We start from the raw sequence: 18,706 nt of genomic DNA, 5'->3' as shown, positions 1-18,706 counted from the left end.
CAGACCGCCGGGACCCGGGCCCTCCCCCGCGGGGACGGGCGCCTCCCCCGCACGGGTGAGCCCGGCGGCCGCCGGGCCCCGGACCGGCGGCCGGGCCGGTCAGGTGTCGCCGCGCTCCCCCGCGAGCCGGTCGCGCTCGGCGAGCTTGGCGAGGCGCTCGTTGTAGGCGGCCAGCTCGTCGTCCTCCACCGGCGCCCCGGCCGCGGTCCCGGCCCTCGCCGCGCGGTCGGCCTTGCGGTCCATCCGGCGGGCCTGCCGCTGGTCGTCGGAGTACCACTGGATCGCCAGGACGATCAGGACGATGAACGTCGGGATCTCGCCGAACGCCCAGGCGATCGCCCCGCCGGTGTGCTGGTCGTGCAGCAGGGTCGTCCCCCACGGCGGGTCCACCGCGTTGTACCAGCCCTCCGCGATCGGCCGGCTCAGGTTCATCAGCGCGATGCCGAAGAAGGCGTGGAACGGCATCGTGACGAACAGCAGCAGCAGCCGTCCGGGGTAGGGCAGCCGCGTCGGCGCCGGGTCCACGCCGAGCAGCACCCAGAAGAACAGGAAGCCGGAGAGCAGGAAGTGCAAGGTCATCGCGATGTGGCCCAGGTGGTCCTGCATCAGCGATTGGAAGAGCGGCGTGAAGTACAGCGCGAACGTGCTCGCCACGAAGATGACGGTCGCAACCGCCGGATGCGTGATGAACGCGGAGAACCGGCTGTGCAGCGCCGCGGTCAGCCATTCGCGCGGGCCGCGGTCCCCGCGGATCCGCGCGGGCTTCAGCGCCCGCAGCGCCAGCGTGACCGGCGCGCCCACGACCAGGAAGATCGGGGTCAGCATGTTGAGCGTCATGTGCTGCGCCATGTGCACGCTGAACAGGATCGGCGAGTACCGGGCGACGCCCGTCTGGGTGGCGAGCACGATCGTCAGCACGCCGGCGAGCCAGAAGGCCGTCCGCCACACCGGCCACGCGTCGCCGCGCCGCCGCAGCCGCACCACGCCCGCGAGGTAGACGGCGGCGAGCACCAGGGCCAGGGCGGCGAAGAACAGGTCGAACCACCACAGCGTCATCAGCCGTCCCGCGGTGATCGGCGGCGGCATCTCGAAGCCGAGCAGGGTCCGGACGGCGGTCTCGGTGCCGGTCGGCGCCGGCGGCGCGGTGCTGGCGAGCGCGACCGCGAGGCCCATCGTGGCGGCCATGACCGCCGTCTCGACGCCCGCGAGACGGGCGAACGCCCAGTTCCCCCGGCCGTCCGGCTTGCGGTCGTGCAGCGCGGGCAGGGTGCGTTCCCGGTGCCACCAGCCGAACCAGCCCAGCGCGGCGAACGCGGCCATCTTGGCGAGGGCGAGCCGGCCGTAGTTCGTCGTCAGCAGCTCGGCGGGATCGGGCATCCGCGCGATGATGTTCGCCAGCCCGCTGGCGCCCACGATGATGTAGCACCACAGCGCCATCCGGCTGAACCGCTCGGCCATCAGGGGCAGCCGGTCCCGCCGCAGCAGCGCGTGCGCGGTGACGACGGCGAGGCCCCCGACCCACGGCGCGACGGCCGCGACGTGCAGCGCGACGCCGACGACCGCGATCGCGTGGTTGGCGGAGGACGCCGAGTGCCCGGTGAGCGGCGCGGGCAGCAGCGCGACGCCGGCCATGACCAGCAGCCCGATCCCGGCGGCGGGCGTGGTGGTGGTCCGCGCGAGCAGCGCGACGACGACCGCCAGCAGCACCACGATCATCAGCGCGGTGCCCTGCTCCAGCGAGCCGACGTAGCTGCTCAGCTCGCTGCCGGTGATCACCTGCGCGACCGGCTGCCCGAGCACGTCCGAGACGGTGAAGACGAGCGTGGCGGCCGCGGCGGCGGCCCACCCGGCGGCGAACCAGGACGCGGTCCGCAGGTAGCCGATCGCGTCCCGCGACAGCACCCCGGTGCCGGTCGCCCCCGCCGCCTTCCCCGCGGCCCCCTTCCCCGCGCCCGCCTTTTTCGCGCCGCGCTTCGCCTCCAGCGGCAGCAGGACGGTCGCCGCCAGCAGCGTCCCGATGGTCAGCGCGGACGTCAGGTCCATGATCGTGCGGGAGATCGGGAGGCCCCACCGGGTGAGGGTGCCGGCGGTCGCGATCCCCGGGATGATCTGCTCGGCGACGGCGCCGCCGACGACCAGCGCGACGGCGAGCGCGGCCATGCCCGCGGCGAGCGCGATCGCGGCGGTCCGCACCAGCGCGGGCACGCCGCCGCGGGCGCTCTCCGCGCCGCCCGTCCGCTCCCCCGCGCTCATCGCGGACCGCCCTTGCCGCGGTCGCGGGTGTGCCCGCGGGCCGCGCGCGACACGATCGCGAGGCCGATGCCGATGCCGATCAGGGCGCCGACGACGATGATCACCCCGGTGACGACGGCGGACGACCCGGCCCCCTCCTCCGCCGCGAGGGCCGGGCCGGCGGCGAGGACGCACAGGACGGTGGCGGCGGCCGCGACGAGGCCGATCCGGGCCGCGCCGTGCCGGACGGGCATGCGGCGCCGGGGCGCGCGGATACTGCGGGGATTGCGGGGCTTCATGGGTGCCGGATCTCCAGGAGAGCGACGGGGCTGCACCCACCCTACTTAGGGTCCGCCGCTGCGCTTACCTGCCCCGCGCGGGCGGCACCCGCCGCGCGGGCCGTCCCCGCGACGCTCAGTCGCAGGGACAGCAGCAGCAATCGCAGTTGCCGTCGCAGCCGCAGTCGTCGCAGTGGCGGGTGACCCAGAAGCGGTCGCTGAACCGCCTGCCGTGGTACTTGCTCCACTCCGGCTGGTAGATGCCGCACGTGGCGCACACCAGGGAGCCGGTGAAGCACGGGATCGGCAGCGGAGGCCGCTTCCTGCGCGGCCCTCCCCCATGACCGCCGCCATGCCCGCCTCCGCCCCAGCCGCCGAACCCACCGCCGCCGCCGTGACCGCCGCCCGCATGTTGCGGATATCCCTGCTGCGGATAAGGCGCGTGGGGCCGCTGCGGATGGCCGTGGTGGGGCGGGTACGGGCCTCCGTGCGGCGGGGGCCCGCCCGGCGCGGGCGGGTAGGCGGCGAACACCCGGTCGACGGAGCGGGCGACCTCACGGTCCAGCAGCGCCCGCACCAGGGCGGGCTGCTCCAACTCCAGCTCGGCGAGCGCCAGCCGCAGCCCGCGCAGGGCGTCCGCGGCCAGCCGCCGCGCCTCGGCCGGTCCGGTGCCGGTGGCGACGAGGGGGTTGTACGCGCCGGACTCGATGTCGTCGCCGACGTCCTCGACGGCGTCGATCAGGTGCGCGAGGCGGCCGAAGAAGCGGCCCGCCTCGGCGAGCGGCTCGGCGTTGCCCTCCCGGCCCGCGAGGACGGCCGTGTGCGCGAACACGGCCGCGACGGCGGTCTCGGTCGGCTCGGTCAGTTCGAGCGGCCCGAGCCCGGGCGTGGCCTCCAGGAGCGGCTGCCGGGCGACGGCGTCGCGCAGCGCGGCCGCGTCGAACCCGACGGCGGCGCCGGTCCGGCCGCCCGCGGCGTCCCAGCGCCCGGCCAGCCGGCCGGCCGCCGCCGCGACGGCCCGCCGCGCGTAGGCCCCGTCGCCGTCGGCGACGTGGTCGCGGGTGCGGCCCGCCGCGAGCAGCAGCGACGTCGCCGCGGCGAGCTGCGCGCCCTCCGCGCGGGCCGCCACGATCTCGGCGCGGCGCAGGCCGCGCAGCGCGCACGGCCCGGCCGTCCGGCGCGGGGAGGCCTCGGGGGCCTGCGCTTCGACCAGGACCGAGACGAGCAGCCCGTCATAGTTGGTGACGAGCCGTGCCGCCTGCCCGTGCCGGGAGCGCAGGGTCAGGCAGAGCCCGCACAGGTGCGCCGTCCAGTCCTTGAAGAGGGATCCGCACAGCACGTGCCTGCACGGGCGAACCACGCCGAACAACGATGAACCTCCTGGAACCGGGGACCTGCCAGTCCGACGTCCCGGTGATCGGAACGGTTCAACGCGATCGCGGCTACACCCCGGCGCAGGTCAGGGCGCGGCGGTACGCGGCCATCCGGGGCTCGTCGGCCGGGCCGGTCTCGGCGAGCACCTCGGCGAGGTCGAACCAGGCCTGGGCCGCCTCCCGGGACGCCTCCATCTGCTCCAGGCAGGTGGCGGCGCGGGTGAGCGCCTCGGTCGCCCGGTCGCGCCGGCCGAGCAGCAGGCACGCCTCGCCGAGGACGGTCAGCGCCCCGGCGGCCGCACGGCGCGGGGCGTCCCCGAGCAGGTCCAGCGCCTCCTCGGCGAGCCGCACCGCGTCCGCCGGACGGCCGAGGACGGTCTCGGCGCGGGCCAGCTCGGTCAGGCACCAGGCGACGTCGATCTCCCCGGCGGCGCCGACACCGCCCTCGCCGCGGACCCGCACCAGCAGGTCGCGGGCGCGGCCGGCCTGCTCCGGACGGGCGCGCAGCAGCAGGCCCGCGTAGCTGACGCGGAGCCGGTCGAGGTCGCGGGGGTCCTCGCCGTCGCCGGCCAGCATCAGCGCCCGCTCGGCGAGCTCCACGCCCTCCTCGTAGGCGCCGCGGATCTCGGCGACGTAGGCGGCCTCGCCGTAGGCGAGCATCCGGGCGCGCGGGCTGCCGATCCGCTCGGCGCGCTCGACGAGCTGCTCGGCGAGCTGCCGCGCCCGGACGAGGTCGCCGCGCTCGACGAACGCGGCGAGCAGCGCCGCGCCGAGGTGCACGGCCGCGTCGGTGGAGTCGGCGCCGGTCGCGATCAGGTGCCGCAGGGCGTCCTCGGCGGCCTGCACGCCCGCTCCGGCGTCGCCGCGCTCGCGCAGGCAGCGGCTCAGCGCGACGTGCACGCGGGCCCAGTGGTCGAGGTCGTCCTCGGCGGAGACCTCGTCGGCGAGCGCGCCGAGCCCGGTGATCGCGTCCTCCAGCGCGCCGGCCGCCTCCAGTGCCAGTGCGTGCCCCCACCGGGCCTGGTGGAGCATCTCCGGCAGCGCGATGGCGTCGGCGCTCGCCAGCACCTCGGCGTACCGGGCCCGGGCCTCCTCGGCGGCGCCGTTGCGCAGCGCGATCTCGGCGTAGTCGAGAGTGACGCGCAGCTCGTCGACGACGTCCTCGCTGACGCCGCTGACCAGGTACGTCGCCGAGCAGTTCAGCTTCGCGGCGAGCAGTTCGACCACGCTCGGCGCGGGCACCCGCTTGTCGCTCTCGATCAGCGAGATGTAGCTGTCGGACAGCTCGGGAAAGGCGAGTTGCGCCTGGCTGATGCCCTGCCGGATCCGCAGGGCGCGGATGCGCTGTCCGAGTGTCTCGCGATCCATCGTGTGACCACCGCCTACAGGGTTCTCGCCGGCTGCGTCGCGCGCAGGGCGAGGAAGAAGTCGACTCGATCTTCCAGTGTGCCGAGATCCCGGCCGGTCAGGTCCTCGATTCGCCGGATTCGGTACCGAAGCGTGTTCACATGGACGTGCAGCTGCGACGCGGTCCGGCTCCAGGAGCCCGAGCAGGCGAGGAAGACCTCGAGGGTGTGCAGCAGCTCGGCGCGCCGGGCACTGTCGTACTCCTCCAGCGGTCCGAGCATCCGGTCGCGGAACGACCAGCGCGTCCGTTCGGAGACCTCGGCCAGCAGCAGCGCATAGGTGTCGGGGTTCACCGCGCCCAACGAGTCTGGCATTCGCACCAGGGCAGGCTATAGCGCAGCAAAGCCGTCACGCAGCGCAGTCCAGCCGCGTTTCGGTGGAACTTCCGGCGAAAACCCTCCCAGCGGTGGTGCCACCGGCCGGATCGGCGACGGCGGCGGCTAGCCTGTGCTCGCACTTTTCCGAGTTGACGCCGCTGGAGGCTGAGCCCGCGCCATGTCCGACACCCCTGCTGCGAAGGCAGCCGAATCACCGCCCCCCGGCGGGCGCGGGCCGCTCGATCGGTTCTTCGATCTGAGCGGGCGCGGGACGACCGTCCCGCGCGAGCTGCGCGGCGGCGTCACCACGTTCTTCGCGATGGCGTACATCATCCTGCTGAACCCGATCATCCTCGGCGGGGCGAAGGACGTCACCGGCGCCACGCTGTCGATCCCCCAGCTGACCACGATGACCGCGCTGTCGGCGGCCGTCGCGACCGTCCTGATGGGCCTGGTCGGCAACGCGCCGCTCGCGCTCGCCGCGGGCCTCGGCATCAACGCGGTCGTGGCGTTCCAGGCCGCGCCGGTGATGACCTGGGAGCAGGCGATGGGCCTGGTGGTCATCGAGGGCGTGATCATCGTGATCCTGGCGCTCACCGGGATCCGCCAGCGGATCATGAACGCGATCCCGCTGGCGCTCAAGCACGCGATCGCGGTCGGCATCGGCGCGTTCATCGCGCTCGTCGGCCTGTACGACGCGCACTTCATCAGCTCCAGCGAGACGAGCCCGCCGCTGGCGCTCGGCACCGGCGGGCGGCTGGAGACGTGGCCGACCGTGGTGTTCGGCCTGACGCTGCTGCTGATGATCGTCCTGTACGTGCGGCGGGTGCCCGGCGGCATCCTGATCGGCATCGTGGCCGGAACGGTCGGCGCGGTGATCATCCAGGCGAACGCGACGATCGCCGAGGGCGGCTGGGGCGTCGTCACGCCGGACATGCCGGACGAGCTGTTCGCCGTGCCCGACTTCTCGCTGTTCGGGCAGGTCGACGTGTTCGGCGGGTTCGCCGAGGCCGGGGTGATCACCGCGCTGGTCGTCCTGTTCACCCTGGTCCTGTCGGGGTTCTTCGACGCGATGGGGACGATCCTCGGCGTCAGCGACGAGGCCGGCCTGGTGTCGGAGCGCGGCGACGTGCCGCGGCTCGGCCGCATCCTGTCGGTGGACGGCGTGTCGGCCGCGTTCGGCGGCATCACCAGCTCGTCGGCCAACACGGTGTTCGTGGAGTCGGCCGCGGGCGTCGGCGAGGGCGCCCGGACCGGTCTGGCCAACCTCGCCACCGGCGCGCTGTTCACCGTCACGCTGTTCCTGACCCCGCTGGCGGCCGTGGTGCCCGCGCAGGCCGCGGCGCCCGCGCTCGTCGTCGTCGGCGCGCTGATGATGACCCAGGTCGCCAAGATCGACTGGGACGATCTGGAGCTGGTGATCCCGGCGTTCCTGACGATCGTGCTGATGCCGTTCACGTTCTCGATCACCATCGGGATCGGCGGCGGCATGGTCGCCTACGCGTTGATCAAGGTCGCCAAGGGCAAGGTGCGCGAGGTCTCGGTGTGGCTGTGGCCCGTGGTGGTGCTGTTCCTGCTGTTCTTCGCGATTCACCCCATAGAGACCTGGCTGGGCGTCCGCTGACGCCGGAAGGCCGTACCTCTCCGCAACTTCTCCGCGCGTTCGAAAGTCTCGCGGCGCGTTCCGGGTGTCAAATGATGCCGACATCGCGTAAGCAGAAGGTAAGGCCTTACCTCCCGGCGTGAAAGTGTGGCTGCCTGTGTCCGCGGACCCACCCTCCGAATCGTCCCCGCACGGCCAAGTCCTGGTGGCGCCCGACCGGTTCCTCGACGCCCTGACGGCGGCGGAGGCGGCGCGGCACCTGGCCGCCGGGCTGCGCCGGGCGCGGCCGGACGTCCCGGTGGTGGAGCTGCCGGTGGCCGACGGCGGCGACGGCACCGTGGACGCGGCCGTCGCGGCGGGCTGGCGGCGGATCGAGGCGGAGGTGTGCGGGCCGCTCGGACGGCCCGTCGCCGCGGCGTTCGCGCTGGCCGGGGACGTCGCGATCGTCGAGCTGGCCGCCGCGTCCGGTCTCCGGCGGCTCCCCGGCGGGCGGCCGCGCCCGCTGGCGGCCACCAGCGTCGGGACGGGCCGGCTGATCGGGCACGCGCTGCGGCACGGCGCCCGCCGGATCGTGCTCGGGCTCGGCGACGCCGCGTGCGTCGACGGCGGCGCCGGGATCGTGCGGGGGCTCGGCGGGCGGCTGCTCGACGCGGGCGGCCGCGACCTGCCGCCCGGCGGGGCCGCGCTGCGCTCGCTGCACGCCCTCGACCTGCGCGGCATGCCCGACCTGTCGGGCGTCGAGGTGGTGGCGGCGGGCGACCCGGCGGGGCCGCTGCTCGGCCGCGGCGGCGCGGCGGCGGTGCACGGGACGCGCGGCGGCGCCGGCCGCGACGAGGTCCGCGTGCTGGACGCGGGCCTGCGCCGCTGGGCCGACCTGGCCGAGGCCGCGACCCGCCGGACGGCCCGCGACCGGCCGGGCGCGGGCGGCGGGGGCGGCGCCGGGTTCGCCGCGCTGGCCTTCCTCGGCGCGACGATCGAGCCCGGCCCCGGCGTACTGCTCGACGTGCTCGGGTTCGCGGGCCGGGCGCGCGACGCGCACCTGGTCGTCACCGGCGAGGGCGTGCTCGACACCCGCTCGCTGCGCGGCGGCGCGCCGATCGGCGTCGCGCGGGCGGCGGCGCGCGCGGGCGTCCCGGTCGTCGCCGTGGCCGGGCGGCGCGGCCTCACCGGCGAGCAGCTCCGCAAGGCGCGCATCCAGGCGGTCTACGCGCTGGAGGACATCGAGCCCGACGCCGGAAGCCGTGCCCGGCGGGCGGGGCCGCTGCTGGAGCAGCTGACGGTCGCGATCGCCGACGAGTGGCTCCCGCCCGTCCGCCGCCGCCCGGAGTCCTGAGTCCCGAGCCCGCCGGTCCCGAGCCCGGCAGCGCCGCGTCCCGCGGTGCCGGGCCCGGCGCGGGAGGCTTACACCGTGTCATCGAACACCTCGATCTGCTGTCACGCTGCACATGGCGGCGGCACGCCCGGGGCAGGACGCTTGAGAGGTAACGGACGTCAGCCCCCACAAGGAGCCTTCCGTGAAGATCGGCGTACCCCGCGAGATCAAGAACCACGAGTACCGCGTGGCCATCACCCCGGCGGGGGTCCACGAGCTCACCCGCCACGACCACGAGGTCTTCGTCGAGCGGGGCGCCGGCCTCGGCTCGGCGATCCCCGACGACGACTACACCGCGGCGGGCGCCAAGATCCTCGACTCGGCCGACGAGGTGTGGGCCGAGGGCGGCCTGATCCTCAAGGTCAAGGAGCCGATCGCGCCCGAGTTCCACCGGATGCGCGAGGGGCAGGTCCTGTTCACGTACCTGCACCTGGCCGCGTCCCGCGAGTGCACCGAGGCCCTCCTGGCGGCGGGCGTCACCGCGATCGCCTACGAGACCGTGCAGCTCCCGGACCGCTCGCTGCCGCTGCTCGCCCCGATGTCGGAGGTCGCCGGGCGGCTCGCCCCGCAGGTCGGCGCCTACCAGCTGATGGCGTTCAACGGCGGGCGCGGCGTGCTGCCGGGCGGCGTGCCCGGGGTGGCGCCCGCGAAGGTCGTGGTGATCGGCGGCGGGGTGTCCGGACTGAACGCCGCGCAGATCGCGGTCGGCATGGGCGCGGACGTGACGATCCTGGACGTCGACGTCGACCGGCTCCGCCGCATCGACGCGATCTACCAGGGGCGGGTGCGCACCCTGGTGTCGAACGCGCTCGCCGTCGAGCAGCAGGCCCGCGCCGCCGACCTGGTGATCGGCGCGGTGCTGATCCCGGGCGCGAAGGCGCCGAAGCTGATCTCGAGCGACCTCGTCGCCGGGATGAAGGCCGGATCGGTGCTCGTGGACATCGCGATCGACCAGGGCGGCTGCTTCGAGGACTCGCGGCCGACCACCCACGACGCACCGACCTACCGGGTGCACGGGTCCACGTTTTACTGCGTGGCGAACATGCCGGGCTCGGTGCCCAACACCTCGACCTACGCCCTCACCGGCGTCACGCTCCCCTACGCCGTCGCCATCGCCGAGAAGGGCTGGCACGCCGCGCTGAACGCCGACGCGTCGCTGGCGCGCGGGCTCAACACGCACGCGGGTGAGGTCGTCTACGACCACGTGGCCGAAGCCCACGGGCTGCCGTACCGGCCGCTGCCGTCCGTCCTGGCATGACCCGTCCTGGCCTGACCCGTCTCACCGCTCCCCCGGCACGCCACCCGCCCGGGGGATGCGGGCGGCGGGAACGTGCTGCCTAGAGTGGGGCGCATGGGGCAGCTGATCATCGTGCGGCACGGCGAGACCGAGTGGAGCCGTGCGCGCAGGCACACCGGGCGCACGAACCTCCCGCTGACGGAACGGGGCGAGGGGCAGGCCCGCGCGCTGCGCGGGGCGCTCGCCCGCCGCACGATCGTCCGCACGCTGGTCAGCCCCGCCGACCGCGCGCGCCGTACCGCCGAACTGGCGGGCCTGCCGGCCGACGGCGTCGACGGCGACCTGTGGGAGTGGGACTACGGCGGCTACGAGGGCGTCACCTCGGCCCGCATCCGGCAGGAACGGCCCGGCTGGTACCTGTGGACGGACGGGGTGATCCCCGGCGACGCCGAACATCCGGGCGAGTCCCTCGAGCAGGTGGGCGCGCGCGCAGACGCCGTCCTGGCCCGAGTGTGCCCGCTGCCGGACGACGGGGACGTCGCGCTCGTCGCGCACGGGCACTTCCTGCGCGTCCTCACGGCCCGCTGGCTCGGCCTGGAACCGGCGCTGGGGCGCCTGTTCGCGCTCGCGACGGGAACGCTGTCCGTGCTGGGCACCGAGCACGGGCGTCCGGTCGTCTCCGCCTGGAACATCCCACCGAACTAGCGCATAACATACCCCTGCGGGGGGCGTCTCCGCGGCGTGCGAGGCCCCAGACCGATTGCGAGGACCGAGATGGCGAACAGCGAGGCCCCCACGCGCGGCTACACCGCCACCAAGGACCAGCTGCAGACCCGGCTCCGCCGGATCGAGGGGCAGGTGCGCGGCATCGAGCGCATGGTCGAGGACGACCGGTACTGCATCGACATCCTGACCCAGATCAGCGCCATCCAGGCCGCCCTCGACAAGGTCGCGCTCGGCCTCCTCGACGGCCACGTCCGGCACTGCGTCGCCGAGGGCGCCGAGGAGGGCAAGGGCGACGCGATGTCCACCGAGCTCATGGCCGCCGTCGGGCGGCTGATGCGCCGCGGCTGACGGGCGGCCGGGAGCCGGCCGACCGCCGGGCCGGGCCCGGCCGGGCGCCGCTCAGGACGCGATCGTCCAGGTGGACGCCTCGGTCTCCCGCGCACGGGTGAGGCGCAGGGCGCGCCGCGCGTCCGGGGAGTAGCGGTAGCGCTCGGGCACCGCGCGGGTGGTCCGGTACAGGCTCTTGAGCGTGAGCGTGGCCGCCAGGTCGGACGTCGGCAGGCCGGGCAGCCCGTACATGCGGCGGGCCCAGCGCGGCAGCGTCGACACCGTCAGGCTCCCGACGGCGGGCGCGGCGAGCTTCAGCGGGAGCAGGTTGCGCGGGACGGCCGGGCTGAACATCCGGCGCAGCCCGAGCCGGGCCTCGTCGCACGCCCAGATGCGGCCCCGCATGTCGGCGTAGTAGTCCGCCATCTCCGCGACGGACGCCGGGACGTCCGCGGGGTCGAGGCCGACGACTGCGGCGGCGCGGCGCTGCTCGTCCACGAACCGGTCGGCCTCGCGGGCGGTCAGCGGGACGCCCGCGCGGCGCGCGACGTCCAGGTAGGAGTCGACCTCCCCCATGTGCACCCAGAGCAGGTTCTCGGGGGCGTCGATCGGGAACGTCTCGCCGGTGCGCATGTCCACGCCGGTCAGCTTGGAGTGCAGCTTGCGGACGCGGCGCCCGATCCGCTCGACCTCCTCGGGCGTCCCGTAGGTGCGGACGCGGACGAACTCGACCGTCCGGGTCAGCCGGCCCCAGGCGGCGTCCGCCTTCATCAGCTCGGAGTTCTGGGCGGTGCCCCACATGGTGCGCGGGTGCAGCGACTGGAGCAGCAGCGCCCTGATCCCGCCGATGATCAGAACCGGTTCGCCCATCACCCGCCAGGTGATCGAGCCGGGCCCGAACAGCCCGTCGTCCGGTCCGTCGGCCCGCGCGTCGCTGGGCTGCGTCCCGCGTGTCTCGTCGTGCACGGCGGCCCCCTTTCCTCGCGCCGAGGAAACCACGTCGATCCGCGTAACTGAAGATTTACCCAGGTATGTCCTGGGTCACACGCGTCAGGGAGCGGCCTCGGTATCTCCCGCGGGCGGCCGTCTTCGACGGTCAGTCCTCGTCCGGGTCCTCCGCCTCGTCGATCTCGGTCTGCTCGGCGATCCAGGCGAGGTAGTCCAGGCTGCCGGCGACCACCGGCGTCGCGATGATCTCGGGAGAGTCGTAGGAGTGCAGGTCGGTGATCAGGGTGGCCAGCTCGTCGAACCGGTCGACGGTGGTCTTGAACAGCACCATCCACTCCTCCGCCGACTCGATCTCGCCCTCCCACCAGTAGGTGCTGGCGATCGGGCCGACGAGCTGGGCGCACGCCGCGAACCGCTCGGACACCGACGCCTTGGCCAGCTCGGCCGCCTCGGCCCGCGAGTCGGTGGTGGTCGTCACCTGGACGTATGACTGCGCCATGGCACGAGTCCTTCCCTCTCGCGGATCCGGCACGCTTGCGGGAACCGCACGCTATCGGACCGGTCGGACGACGAGGGCGCTGCCGCCGCCGCGCCGTTCGGGCTCGGCGACCGCCTGGACCAGGCCGGGCCGCAGGATCTCCAGCGCGTTCGCGGCGCCGATCACGCCCTCCGGCGGCCCCGCGAACAGCTCGAGCTCGTGTCCGCGCGCGCGCAGCTCGTCGCCGTACCGGTCGATGAACTCCTGCTCCGCGAAGACCTGCGGCGTGTTGCGCTGGGTGGCGCGGGGCGCTTCGAGGGCCTCCGGCAGGTCCATGCCGAGGTCGAGCCGGTTGACGAGGATCTGCAGCACCGTCGTGATGATCGTGGAGCCGCCCGGGGTGCCGAGCGCGAGCCGCGGCCGGCCGTCCGCCAGCACGATCGTCGGGGCCATGCTGCTGCGCGGGCGCTTGTGCGGGCCGGGCAGGTTCGGGTCGGGCGCCTCGCCGGGCCCGGGCGGCTCGAACGAGAAGTCGGTGAGCTGGTTGTTCAGCAGGAAGCCGCGGCCGGGGACGGTGATGCCGCTGCCGCCGAACTGCTCGATCGACAGCGTGTAGGACGCGACGTTGCCCCACCGGTCGGAGACGACGAGGTGGGTGGTCTGCGGGCCCTCGCCGGTGAGGGGCGCCGCCGCGCCGCGCGCGGGCTCGCACGGCCCGTACCGTCCGTCCGGCGAGCCGGGCGGGACGGGCGCGGGCGCGGCCTCGTCCGGCTCGATCAGGCACGCGCGCTCGCCCGCGAACCCCTGCGACAGCAGCTCGCCGAGCGGGACGTCGACCTTGTCGGCGTCGCCGAGGTAGCGGCCCCGGTCGGCGTAGGCGAGCTTGGACGCCTCCAGGTACAGGTGCAGCGCGTCGGCCGGGCGGTCCGCGCCGAGGTCGAACTCCTCGAGGATGTTGAGCGCCTCCCCGACCGTGGACCCGCCGGACGACGGCGGCGGCATCCCGTACACGTCCAGCCCCCGGTACGACACGTGCGTCGGCTTCCGGAGCTTCGCGCGGTAGGCGTCCAGGTCGCCGGGCCGCATCAGGCCGGGACGGACGGTGCGGGCGGCGCCGGGCGCGACCGGCGGATCGGCGACCGTCCGCACGATCTCGCGGCCGAGACGGCCCTCGTACAGCCAGTCGCCCCCGTACCGCGCGAGCGCGCGGTAGGTGTCGGCGAGGTCGGGGTTGCGGAAGACCGAGCCGACCTCGGGCACCTTCCCGCCGGGCAGGAACAGCTCGCGGGTGGGGGCGATGTCGCGGAACCGCCCGGCGTTCACGGCCGTCTGGTCGCGGAACTCCCGGTCGACGACGAACCCCCGGTCGGCGACCTCGATGGCGGGCCGCAGCAGGTGGCGGAGCTTGCGCTGCCCGAACCGGTCGAGGGCCAGCTCCCACTGCGCGACCGTGCCGGGCACGCCGACGCCGAGCCCGCTGGTGACGGCCTCGTCGAACGGCAGCGGCTCGCCGCTCTCCGGGTCGGTGAACGAGTCCGCGCGCATCCGCTCCGGTGCCGTCTCCCGGCCGTCGATCGAGTGCACCCGTCCGCTGCGGGCGTCGTAGTAGGTCATGAACCCGCCGCCGCCGATCGCCGCGACGTACGGCTCGGTGACGCCGAGGGTCGCCGCGGCGGCGACGGCCGCGTCCATCGCGTTGCCGCCGTGCTTCAGGACGTCCAGCGCGGTCCGGCTCGCGTACGGGTCGACGGTGGAGACCGCGCCGCCGTACCCGGTGGCGACCGGCCGCTTGCCCGGCGGCGATGGGTGCCGGGGGCCGGCGGACGCCGGGGCGGTCAGGGCGGTCGCGGCGGCGAGGGCCGCGCTCAGGGCGACCGCGGTGGCCGGAGCCGTCCGGCGGAACCGCCGGCCGCGCGGCCCGCACGGGCGCGGGCGGGACGGGCCGGGCGGGGACGGGTGCGACGGGGAGCGGGACACCGGGCCTCCTGAAGATCGCGGCGCCTCCACGGTGTCATCGATCTTCGCCGTGCGCCACCGTCCGCGCCGCCGGCGCCGGGGGACGGCCGACACCGGCCGATCTTCGCTCGAATTTACTTTCGTCCGCACATATTGCGAATGGTTCGGACTGGAGCGCTCCCACCGAAACCGAATCGGTGTTCGCCCTGGGTGAGCATGCCGCTGCGCCCCGCCTCCGGCTCCGGAGTTTGGCAGGATTCGACGACAGCGATTGGGCATCGACCTCCCGGCAAGCGTTGCATTTTCGGTCATACCTGGTGAATTCTTGGGGACTTCGCCGACGACCCCCGCGACCGGCGCCACGGGGGCCGGTGCCAGGGGGGACCGCCTATGACCTGGGACATCCGCACGCGCACGAACATGTTCCGGCGCCTGCCCGTCGAGCAGGCGACCGGCCGGCTGTACGGCGGCCGGCACCGCCTCCGCGTGGTCTACCGGACCCGCGATCTCGTGGTGCTCGGCCTCGGCGTGATGATCGGCTCCGGCATTTTCAAGATCGCCGGTGAGCAGGCCGCGGGCACCGCCGGTCCCGCCGTCCTGGTGTCGTTCCTCATCGCCGGTTTCGTGTGCCTGCTGGCCGCACTCGCCTACGCCGAACTGTCGTCGATCATTCCGGTCGCCGGGAGCGCCTACTCGTTCAGCTACGTCGCGTTCGGCGAGGTGTGGGCCTGGGTCGTCGGGTGGGCGCTGATGATGGAGCTGCTCCTCGCCGCGTCCGTGCTCGCGCGCGTCTGGTCCCTGTACGCGACGCAGACGCTGCACGACTTCGGCGTCGGCGTCCCGTCCTGGCTCGGCGACCTGATCGGCCAGGAGAAGGGGCCCGACCTCTTCGCGTTCGGCATCCTGGCGCTGCTCGTCCTCATGCTCGCCACCGGCAGCCGGCTCGGGCTGCGGACGCTGTGGTTCATGGTGATGGCCAAGGTCGTCGTGATCGGCCTCGTGGTCGCCGTCGGCCTGAAGTACTTTGAGCCCGGCAACCTCACGCCGCTCGTCCCGCCCGCGCAGCCCGCGCCCGAGAACGGCCGGACCGTCCTGGACGCGGTGCTCGGCGCGCTCGGCGGCGGCACGCCGCACGTCTTCGGCGTCTGGGGGGTGCTCGCCGCCGCCCCCGCCATCGCGTTCGCCTACATCGGCTTCGACCTGATCGCGACCGCGTCGGAGGAGACCGACGACGCGCCCCGCAAGGTGCCGCGCGGCATCCTCACCGCGCTCGTGTCCGCCGTCGTCCTGTACTCGGCCGTGGCCGTCACGTTCGTCGGCATGGCCGGGACGGACGGGCTCGCGCGGCTCGACCAGAGCGGGCTGCTGCTCGCGACCGCGTTCGACGCGGCCGGCTCCGGCGCGATGGCCAAGATCATCGACATCGGGGCGGTGCTGGCGCTCACCACGGTCACCCTGGTGCTGCTGATCAGCCTCACGCGCGTGATCTTCTCGATGTCGCGGGACGGGCTGCTGCCGCGGCCGCTCGCCGGGATGAGCCGGTACCGGGTGCCCTCCCGCGCCACCCTGCTCGCGGGCGGCGCGGCGATCGTCATGTCCCAGACCGTGGACGTCCTCACCCTCGAGCAGCTCGTGGTGCTCGGGACGCTGTTCGCGTTCCTGTTCGTCGCCGCCGCCGTCCCGACGCTGCGCCGCGCCCGCCCCGACCTGCACCGCCCGTTCCGGGTGCCGGCCGCGCCCCTGACCGCCACGGTGACGATGGCGGCGATCGGCTGGCTGATGCTGAACCTCAACGTGCGGACGTGGGTCTACTTCGCCCTCTGGATGCTCGCCGGCCTCCTGCTCTACCTGGCGTACGGGCGCCGCAAGAGCGAGCTGAAGCTGCTGCTGGACGAGCCTCCGGCGGAACGTCCCGTCCTGGACGCGCCCCCGCCCGGCTCGCCCCCGCCCGGCTCGCCCCCGCCCGGCGGGCTGCCGCCCGGCGTCGAGCCCGTGTCCGGCCCGCTCTCGGGACCGCTCTCCGCCCCGCCGCCACCGCCGCCGTCACCGCGGCCGGGGGGCGTCCCCGCGCCGGAGACCCCGTACCCCACGGGCCGGTACTCGCGGCGCCGCCCGGACGCCCCGCCCGTCCCGCCCGCGCGCGACCCGCGGCGGACGTCGCCGGACCCGCGCCGGGACGAGGAACGGGACGACGGGCGGGAGGAGCCGCCGCACCCGGGCGGCCGCCACCGGCGCTGACCCCGGCACGGGACGGGGCGCGGGAGGGCATGGCCGCATCCGGACGCGCGCCGGCCGGGCACGCATTGACCGGAGGCCGCGACGCGTCCATGATCTCGGCACAACGCCGCGGATCATCCGGAGGTGGACGTTGCGTCTCCCACGCGCCCTGCCCGCCGCGCTGTGCGCGCTCGTCCTGGCGATCGCCGGGGCGGCCCCCCTGGCCGCGGCCCCGGCCGCCGCGGACACGCGGGACGGCTGCGACCCCATCGCCCCGGCCGCGTGCCTGCTGCCGTTCCCCAACGACTGGTACACGGCACGCGATCCGGGCACGCCCACCGGACACCGCGTGGACCTGCGGACGATGCCGCGCAACGCGCTCGGGGTGCCGGTCGCACCGGACGAGTGGAACCGGGCCGACGGCTTCTCCCCCGGCTCGATGCTGCTGAGCCGCGTCCCCGGCGTCGACCTCGCGCGCAGCGGCGCGGCGCCCGTCACCGACATCGGCGCCTCCCTCGAACCGGACGCCCCCATCGTCGTGATCGACACCGAGACCGGCGAGCGGTGGCCCCACTGGGCGGAACTCGACGCGAACGCGCCGGAGGACCGCCGCGCACTGATCGTCCGGCCCGCCCGCAACTTCCTGGAGGGCCACCGCTACGTCGTCGCGCTGCGGAACCTTCGGGACGGCTCGGGCGCGCCGATCGCGCCGAACCCGGCGTTCCGCACGATCACCGGGCCCGACCTGCCCGGCGGCCACCCGCTGGCCGAGCGGCAGCGGTCGATGCGGCCGGTGCTCGCCGACCTCGCCGCGCACGGCGTGGACCGCGCCGGCCTCTACCTCGCGTGGGACTTCACCGTCGCGAGCCGCGACGGCCTCACCGGGCGGATGCTGCACATCCGCGACGACGCGCTCGGACGGCTCGGGGACCGTTCGCCGTCCTTCCTGGTCACGCGGGTGCGCGAGGACGTCGACGCGCGGATCGCCCGCGAGGTCGAGGGCGTCGTGTGGGCGCCGGGTTACCTGGATCAGTACGGGGGCCTGCCGGGCTCGAAGTTCCGGCTCGGCCCGGACGGGCTGCCGTCCCGGCTGCCCGGCAACGACCAGGCCGTCCCGTTCCGGTGCGAGATCCCCCGCGCGGCGTTCGCCGAACCGGCCCGTCCCGCCCTGTACGGGCACGGGCTCCTCGGCTCGCACAACGAGGTGGGCGCGGGCAACGTCAAGGCCATGGCGGACGAGCACGGCTTCGTGTTCTGCGCGACGAAGTGGATCGGGATGGCCGACGAGGACGTTCCGAACGTCGTCTCGGCGCTCACCGACCTGACCCGGTTCCGGACGGTCGCCGACCGCCTCCAGCAGGGCATGCTCAACTTCGTCTTCCTGGGCCGCGCCATGACCCGCGGCTTCCCCGGCCACGCCGCGTTCCAGGACGATTCGGGCGCGTCCCTCATCGACCGCGACGCGCCGCTGACCTTCGACGGCAACAGCCAGGGCGGGATCATGGGCGGGGCGCTCACCGCCGTGTCCCCCGACATCCGCCGCGCCGTCCTCGGCGTCCCGGCGATGAACTACAGCACGATGCTGAACCGCAGCTCCGACTTCCCGACGTACGCGCGCGTGTACGACGTCTTCTACCCCGACAAGCTCGACCAGCAGATCGGGCTCGCGCTGATCCAGATGCTGTGGGACCGCGGCGAGGCCAACGGCTACGCGCGGCACATGACCGGCGACCCGCTCCCCGGGACTCCCCCGCACCGGGTGCTGATGCACGTCGCGTTCGGCGATCACCAAGTCGCGAACGTGGCCTCCGACGTCCAGGCCCGGACGATCGGCGCGCACGTCCACGTCCCGGCGCTGCGCCCCGGCCGCAGCCCGGACGCCGTCCCGTACTGGGGCGTCCCGGCCTTCGGCGCGTCGCACGAGGGGTCGGCCATGGTCGTCTGGGACAGCGGCACGCCGGCGCCGCCGACGACGAACACCCCGCCCGCGCGGGGCGAGGACCCGCACTCGGATCCGCGGAACGACGCCGACGCCCGGCGGCAGAAGGCGATCTTCCTCGAGACCGGCCGCGTCGTCGACGTCTGCGGCGGCGGCCCGTGCGTCCTCGCCCCCTGACCGGCCTCCTGACCGCGCCTCCTGACCCCCGGCCCTGACCGCGCCACTCCCGCGAATCGCTTGGCAACCGCCCGTGACCGCGCGATGCTCTTCCGGTGACCGGCGACCGGTAAGGGGGG

General features: G+C 74.7%; 14 protein-coding genes and 1 pseudogene. 7 read left to right on the top strand and 8 right to left on the bottom strand.

The window, feature by feature from the left end; translation table 11 throughout:
- Positions 1-99 precede the first annotated feature (99 nt).
- The 5 genes and pseudogenes from F7P10_RS36035 to F7P10_RS36015 all read right to left on the bottom strand — a co-directional run.
- A complete protein-coding gene (locus tag F7P10_RS36035; protein ID WP_151016536.1) occupies positions 100-2,253 on the bottom strand; it encodes a bifunctional copper resistance protein CopD/cytochrome c oxidase assembly protein in 2,154 nt (717 codons plus the stop codon).
- Positions 2,250-2,531: a hypothetical protein gene (locus tag F7P10_RS36030; RefSeq protein WP_151016535.1), complete on the bottom strand. Its 282-nt coding sequence runs from the start codon at positions 2,529-2,531 to the stop codon at positions 2,250-2,252. Before F7P10_RS36030 ends, F7P10_RS36035 begins: the two co-directional genes overlap by 4 nt.
- A gap of 115 nt (positions 2,532-2,646) precedes the next feature.
- Positions 2,647-3,870 (bottom strand): DUF5685 family protein, encoded by a 1,224-nt coding sequence (locus F7P10_RS36025; RefSeq protein WP_254716835.1) that lies wholly within the window; start codon positions 3,868-3,870, stop codon positions 2,647-2,649.
- Between the two features lie 82 nt (positions 3,871-3,952).
- The gene (locus F7P10_RS36020) at positions 3,953-5,251 is read right to left on the bottom strand and encodes a helix-turn-helix domain-containing protein (protein WP_151016533.1); all 1,299 of its coding nucleotides are present in this window, start codon (positions 5,249-5,251) and stop codon (positions 3,953-3,955) included.
- Between the two features lie 14 nt (positions 5,252-5,265).
- Positions 5,266-5,574 (bottom strand): annotated as a pseudogene (locus tag F7P10_RS36015) (PucR family transcriptional regulator); the annotation flags it as partial.
- Between the two features lie 211 nt (positions 5,575-5,785).
- Between F7P10_RS36015 and F7P10_RS36010 the strand changes: the two are divergent.
- The 5 genes from F7P10_RS36010 to F7P10_RS35990 all read left to right on the top strand — a co-directional run bounded on the left by F7P10_RS36010 (position 5,786) and on the right by F7P10_RS35990 (position 10,893).
- A complete protein-coding gene (locus tag F7P10_RS36010; protein WP_151016531.1) occupies positions 5,786-7,231 on the top strand; it encodes an NCS2 family permease in 1,446 nt (481 codons plus the stop codon).
- 136 nt (positions 7,232-7,367) lie between these two features.
- Positions 7,368-8,543, top strand: a complete 1,176-nt coding sequence (locus F7P10_RS36005) for a glycerate kinase (RefSeq protein WP_254716199.1) — start codon at positions 7,368-7,370, stop codon at positions 8,541-8,543.
- 181 nt (positions 8,544-8,724) lie between these two features.
- Positions 8,725-9,840 (top strand): alanine dehydrogenase, encoded by a 1,116-nt coding sequence (gene ald, locus F7P10_RS36000; protein WP_151016530.1) that lies wholly within the window; start codon positions 8,725-8,727, stop codon positions 9,838-9,840.
- Between the two features lie 93 nt (positions 9,841-9,933).
- Positions 9,934-10,524 carry a histidine phosphatase family protein gene (locus F7P10_RS35995; RefSeq protein ID WP_151016529.1) on the top strand — a complete coding sequence of 197 codons (591 nt, stop codon included), beginning with the start codon at positions 9,934-9,936 and terminating at the stop codon, positions 10,522-10,524.
- Positions 10,525-10,593: 69 nt separating this feature from the next.
- Positions 10,594-10,893 carry a metal-sensitive transcriptional regulator gene (locus F7P10_RS35990; protein ID WP_151016528.1) on the top strand — a complete coding sequence of 100 codons (300 nt, stop codon included), beginning with the start codon at positions 10,594-10,596 and terminating at the stop codon, positions 10,891-10,893.
- 51 nt (positions 10,894-10,944) lie between these two features.
- Here the strand turns inward: F7P10_RS35990 and F7P10_RS35985 are convergent, their stop codons facing one another.
- From F7P10_RS35985 to ggt, 3 genes are all read right to left on the bottom strand, one after another.
- Positions 10,945-11,838, bottom strand: a complete 894-nt coding sequence (locus tag F7P10_RS35985; protein WP_254716198.1) for an oxygenase MpaB family protein — start codon at positions 11,836-11,838, stop codon at positions 10,945-10,947.
- 130 nt (positions 11,839-11,968) lie between these two features.
- Positions 11,969-12,319 (bottom strand): divalent-cation tolerance protein CutA, encoded by a 351-nt coding sequence (gene cutA / locus F7P10_RS35980; RefSeq protein ID WP_151016527.1) that lies wholly within the window; start codon positions 12,317-12,319, stop codon positions 11,969-11,971.
- Positions 12,320-12,370: 51 nt separating this feature from the next.
- Positions 12,371-14,275, bottom strand: coding sequence for a gamma-glutamyltransferase (gene ggt / locus F7P10_RS35975; RefSeq protein ID WP_368077433.1), 1,905 nt, complete (start codon positions 14,273-14,275; stop codon positions 12,371-12,373).
- A gap of 369 nt (positions 14,276-14,644) precedes the next feature.
- Here ggt and F7P10_RS35970 point away from each other — a divergent pair, with 369 nt between their 5' ends.
- The gene (locus F7P10_RS35970; RefSeq protein WP_151016526.1) at positions 14,645-16,492 is read left to right on the top strand and encodes an APC family permease; all 1,848 of its coding nucleotides are present in this window, start codon (positions 14,645-14,647) and stop codon (positions 16,490-16,492) included.
- A 130-nt stretch (positions 16,493-16,622) separates the two neighbouring features.
- Positions 16,623-18,587 (top strand): hypothetical protein, encoded by a 1,965-nt coding sequence (locus F7P10_RS35965; protein ID WP_151016525.1) that lies wholly within the window; start codon positions 16,623-16,625, stop codon positions 18,585-18,587.
- Positions 18,588-18,706: the final 119 nt, after the last annotated feature.

It is taken from the genome of Actinomadura sp. WMMB 499 (assembly GCF_008824145.1).
Lineage (GTDB): Bacteria > Actinomycetota > Actinomycetes > Streptosporangiales > Streptosporangiaceae > Spirillospora.
This window is presented reverse-complemented; position numbering and strand designations above follow the sequence as displayed.

Excerpts from the sequence above, each read along its gene's own strand:
- F7P10_RS35995 (WP_151016529.1), top strand. The coding sequence starts at position 9,934 with ATGGGGCAGCTGATCATCGTGCGGCACGGCGAGACCGAGTGGAGCCGT.
- cutA (WP_151016527.1), bottom strand. The coding sequence starts at position 12,319 with ATGGCGCAGTCATACGTCCAGGTGACGACCACCACCGACTCGCGGGCC.
- F7P10_RS36020 (WP_151016533.1), bottom strand. The coding sequence starts at position 5,251 with ATGGATCGCGAGACACTCGGACAGCGCATCCGCGCCCTGCGGATCCGG.
- F7P10_RS35990 (WP_151016528.1), top strand. The coding sequence starts at position 10,594 with ATGGCGAACAGCGAGGCCCCCACGCGCGGCTACACCGCCACCAAGGAC.
- F7P10_RS36030 (WP_151016535.1), bottom strand. The coding sequence starts at position 2,531 with ATGAAGCCCCGCAATCCCCGCAGTATCCGCGCGCCCCGGCGCCGCATG.
- F7P10_RS36035 (WP_151016536.1), bottom strand. The coding sequence starts at position 2,253 with ATGAGCGCGGGGGAGCGGACGGGCGGCGCGGAGAGCGCCCGCGGCGGC.
- F7P10_RS35970 (WP_151016526.1), top strand. The coding sequence starts at position 14,645 with ATGACCTGGGACATCCGCACGCGCACGAACATGTTCCGGCGCCTGCCC.
- F7P10_RS36010 (WP_151016531.1), top strand. The coding sequence starts at position 5,786 with ATGTCCGACACCCCTGCTGCGAAGGCAGCCGAATCACCGCCCCCCGGC.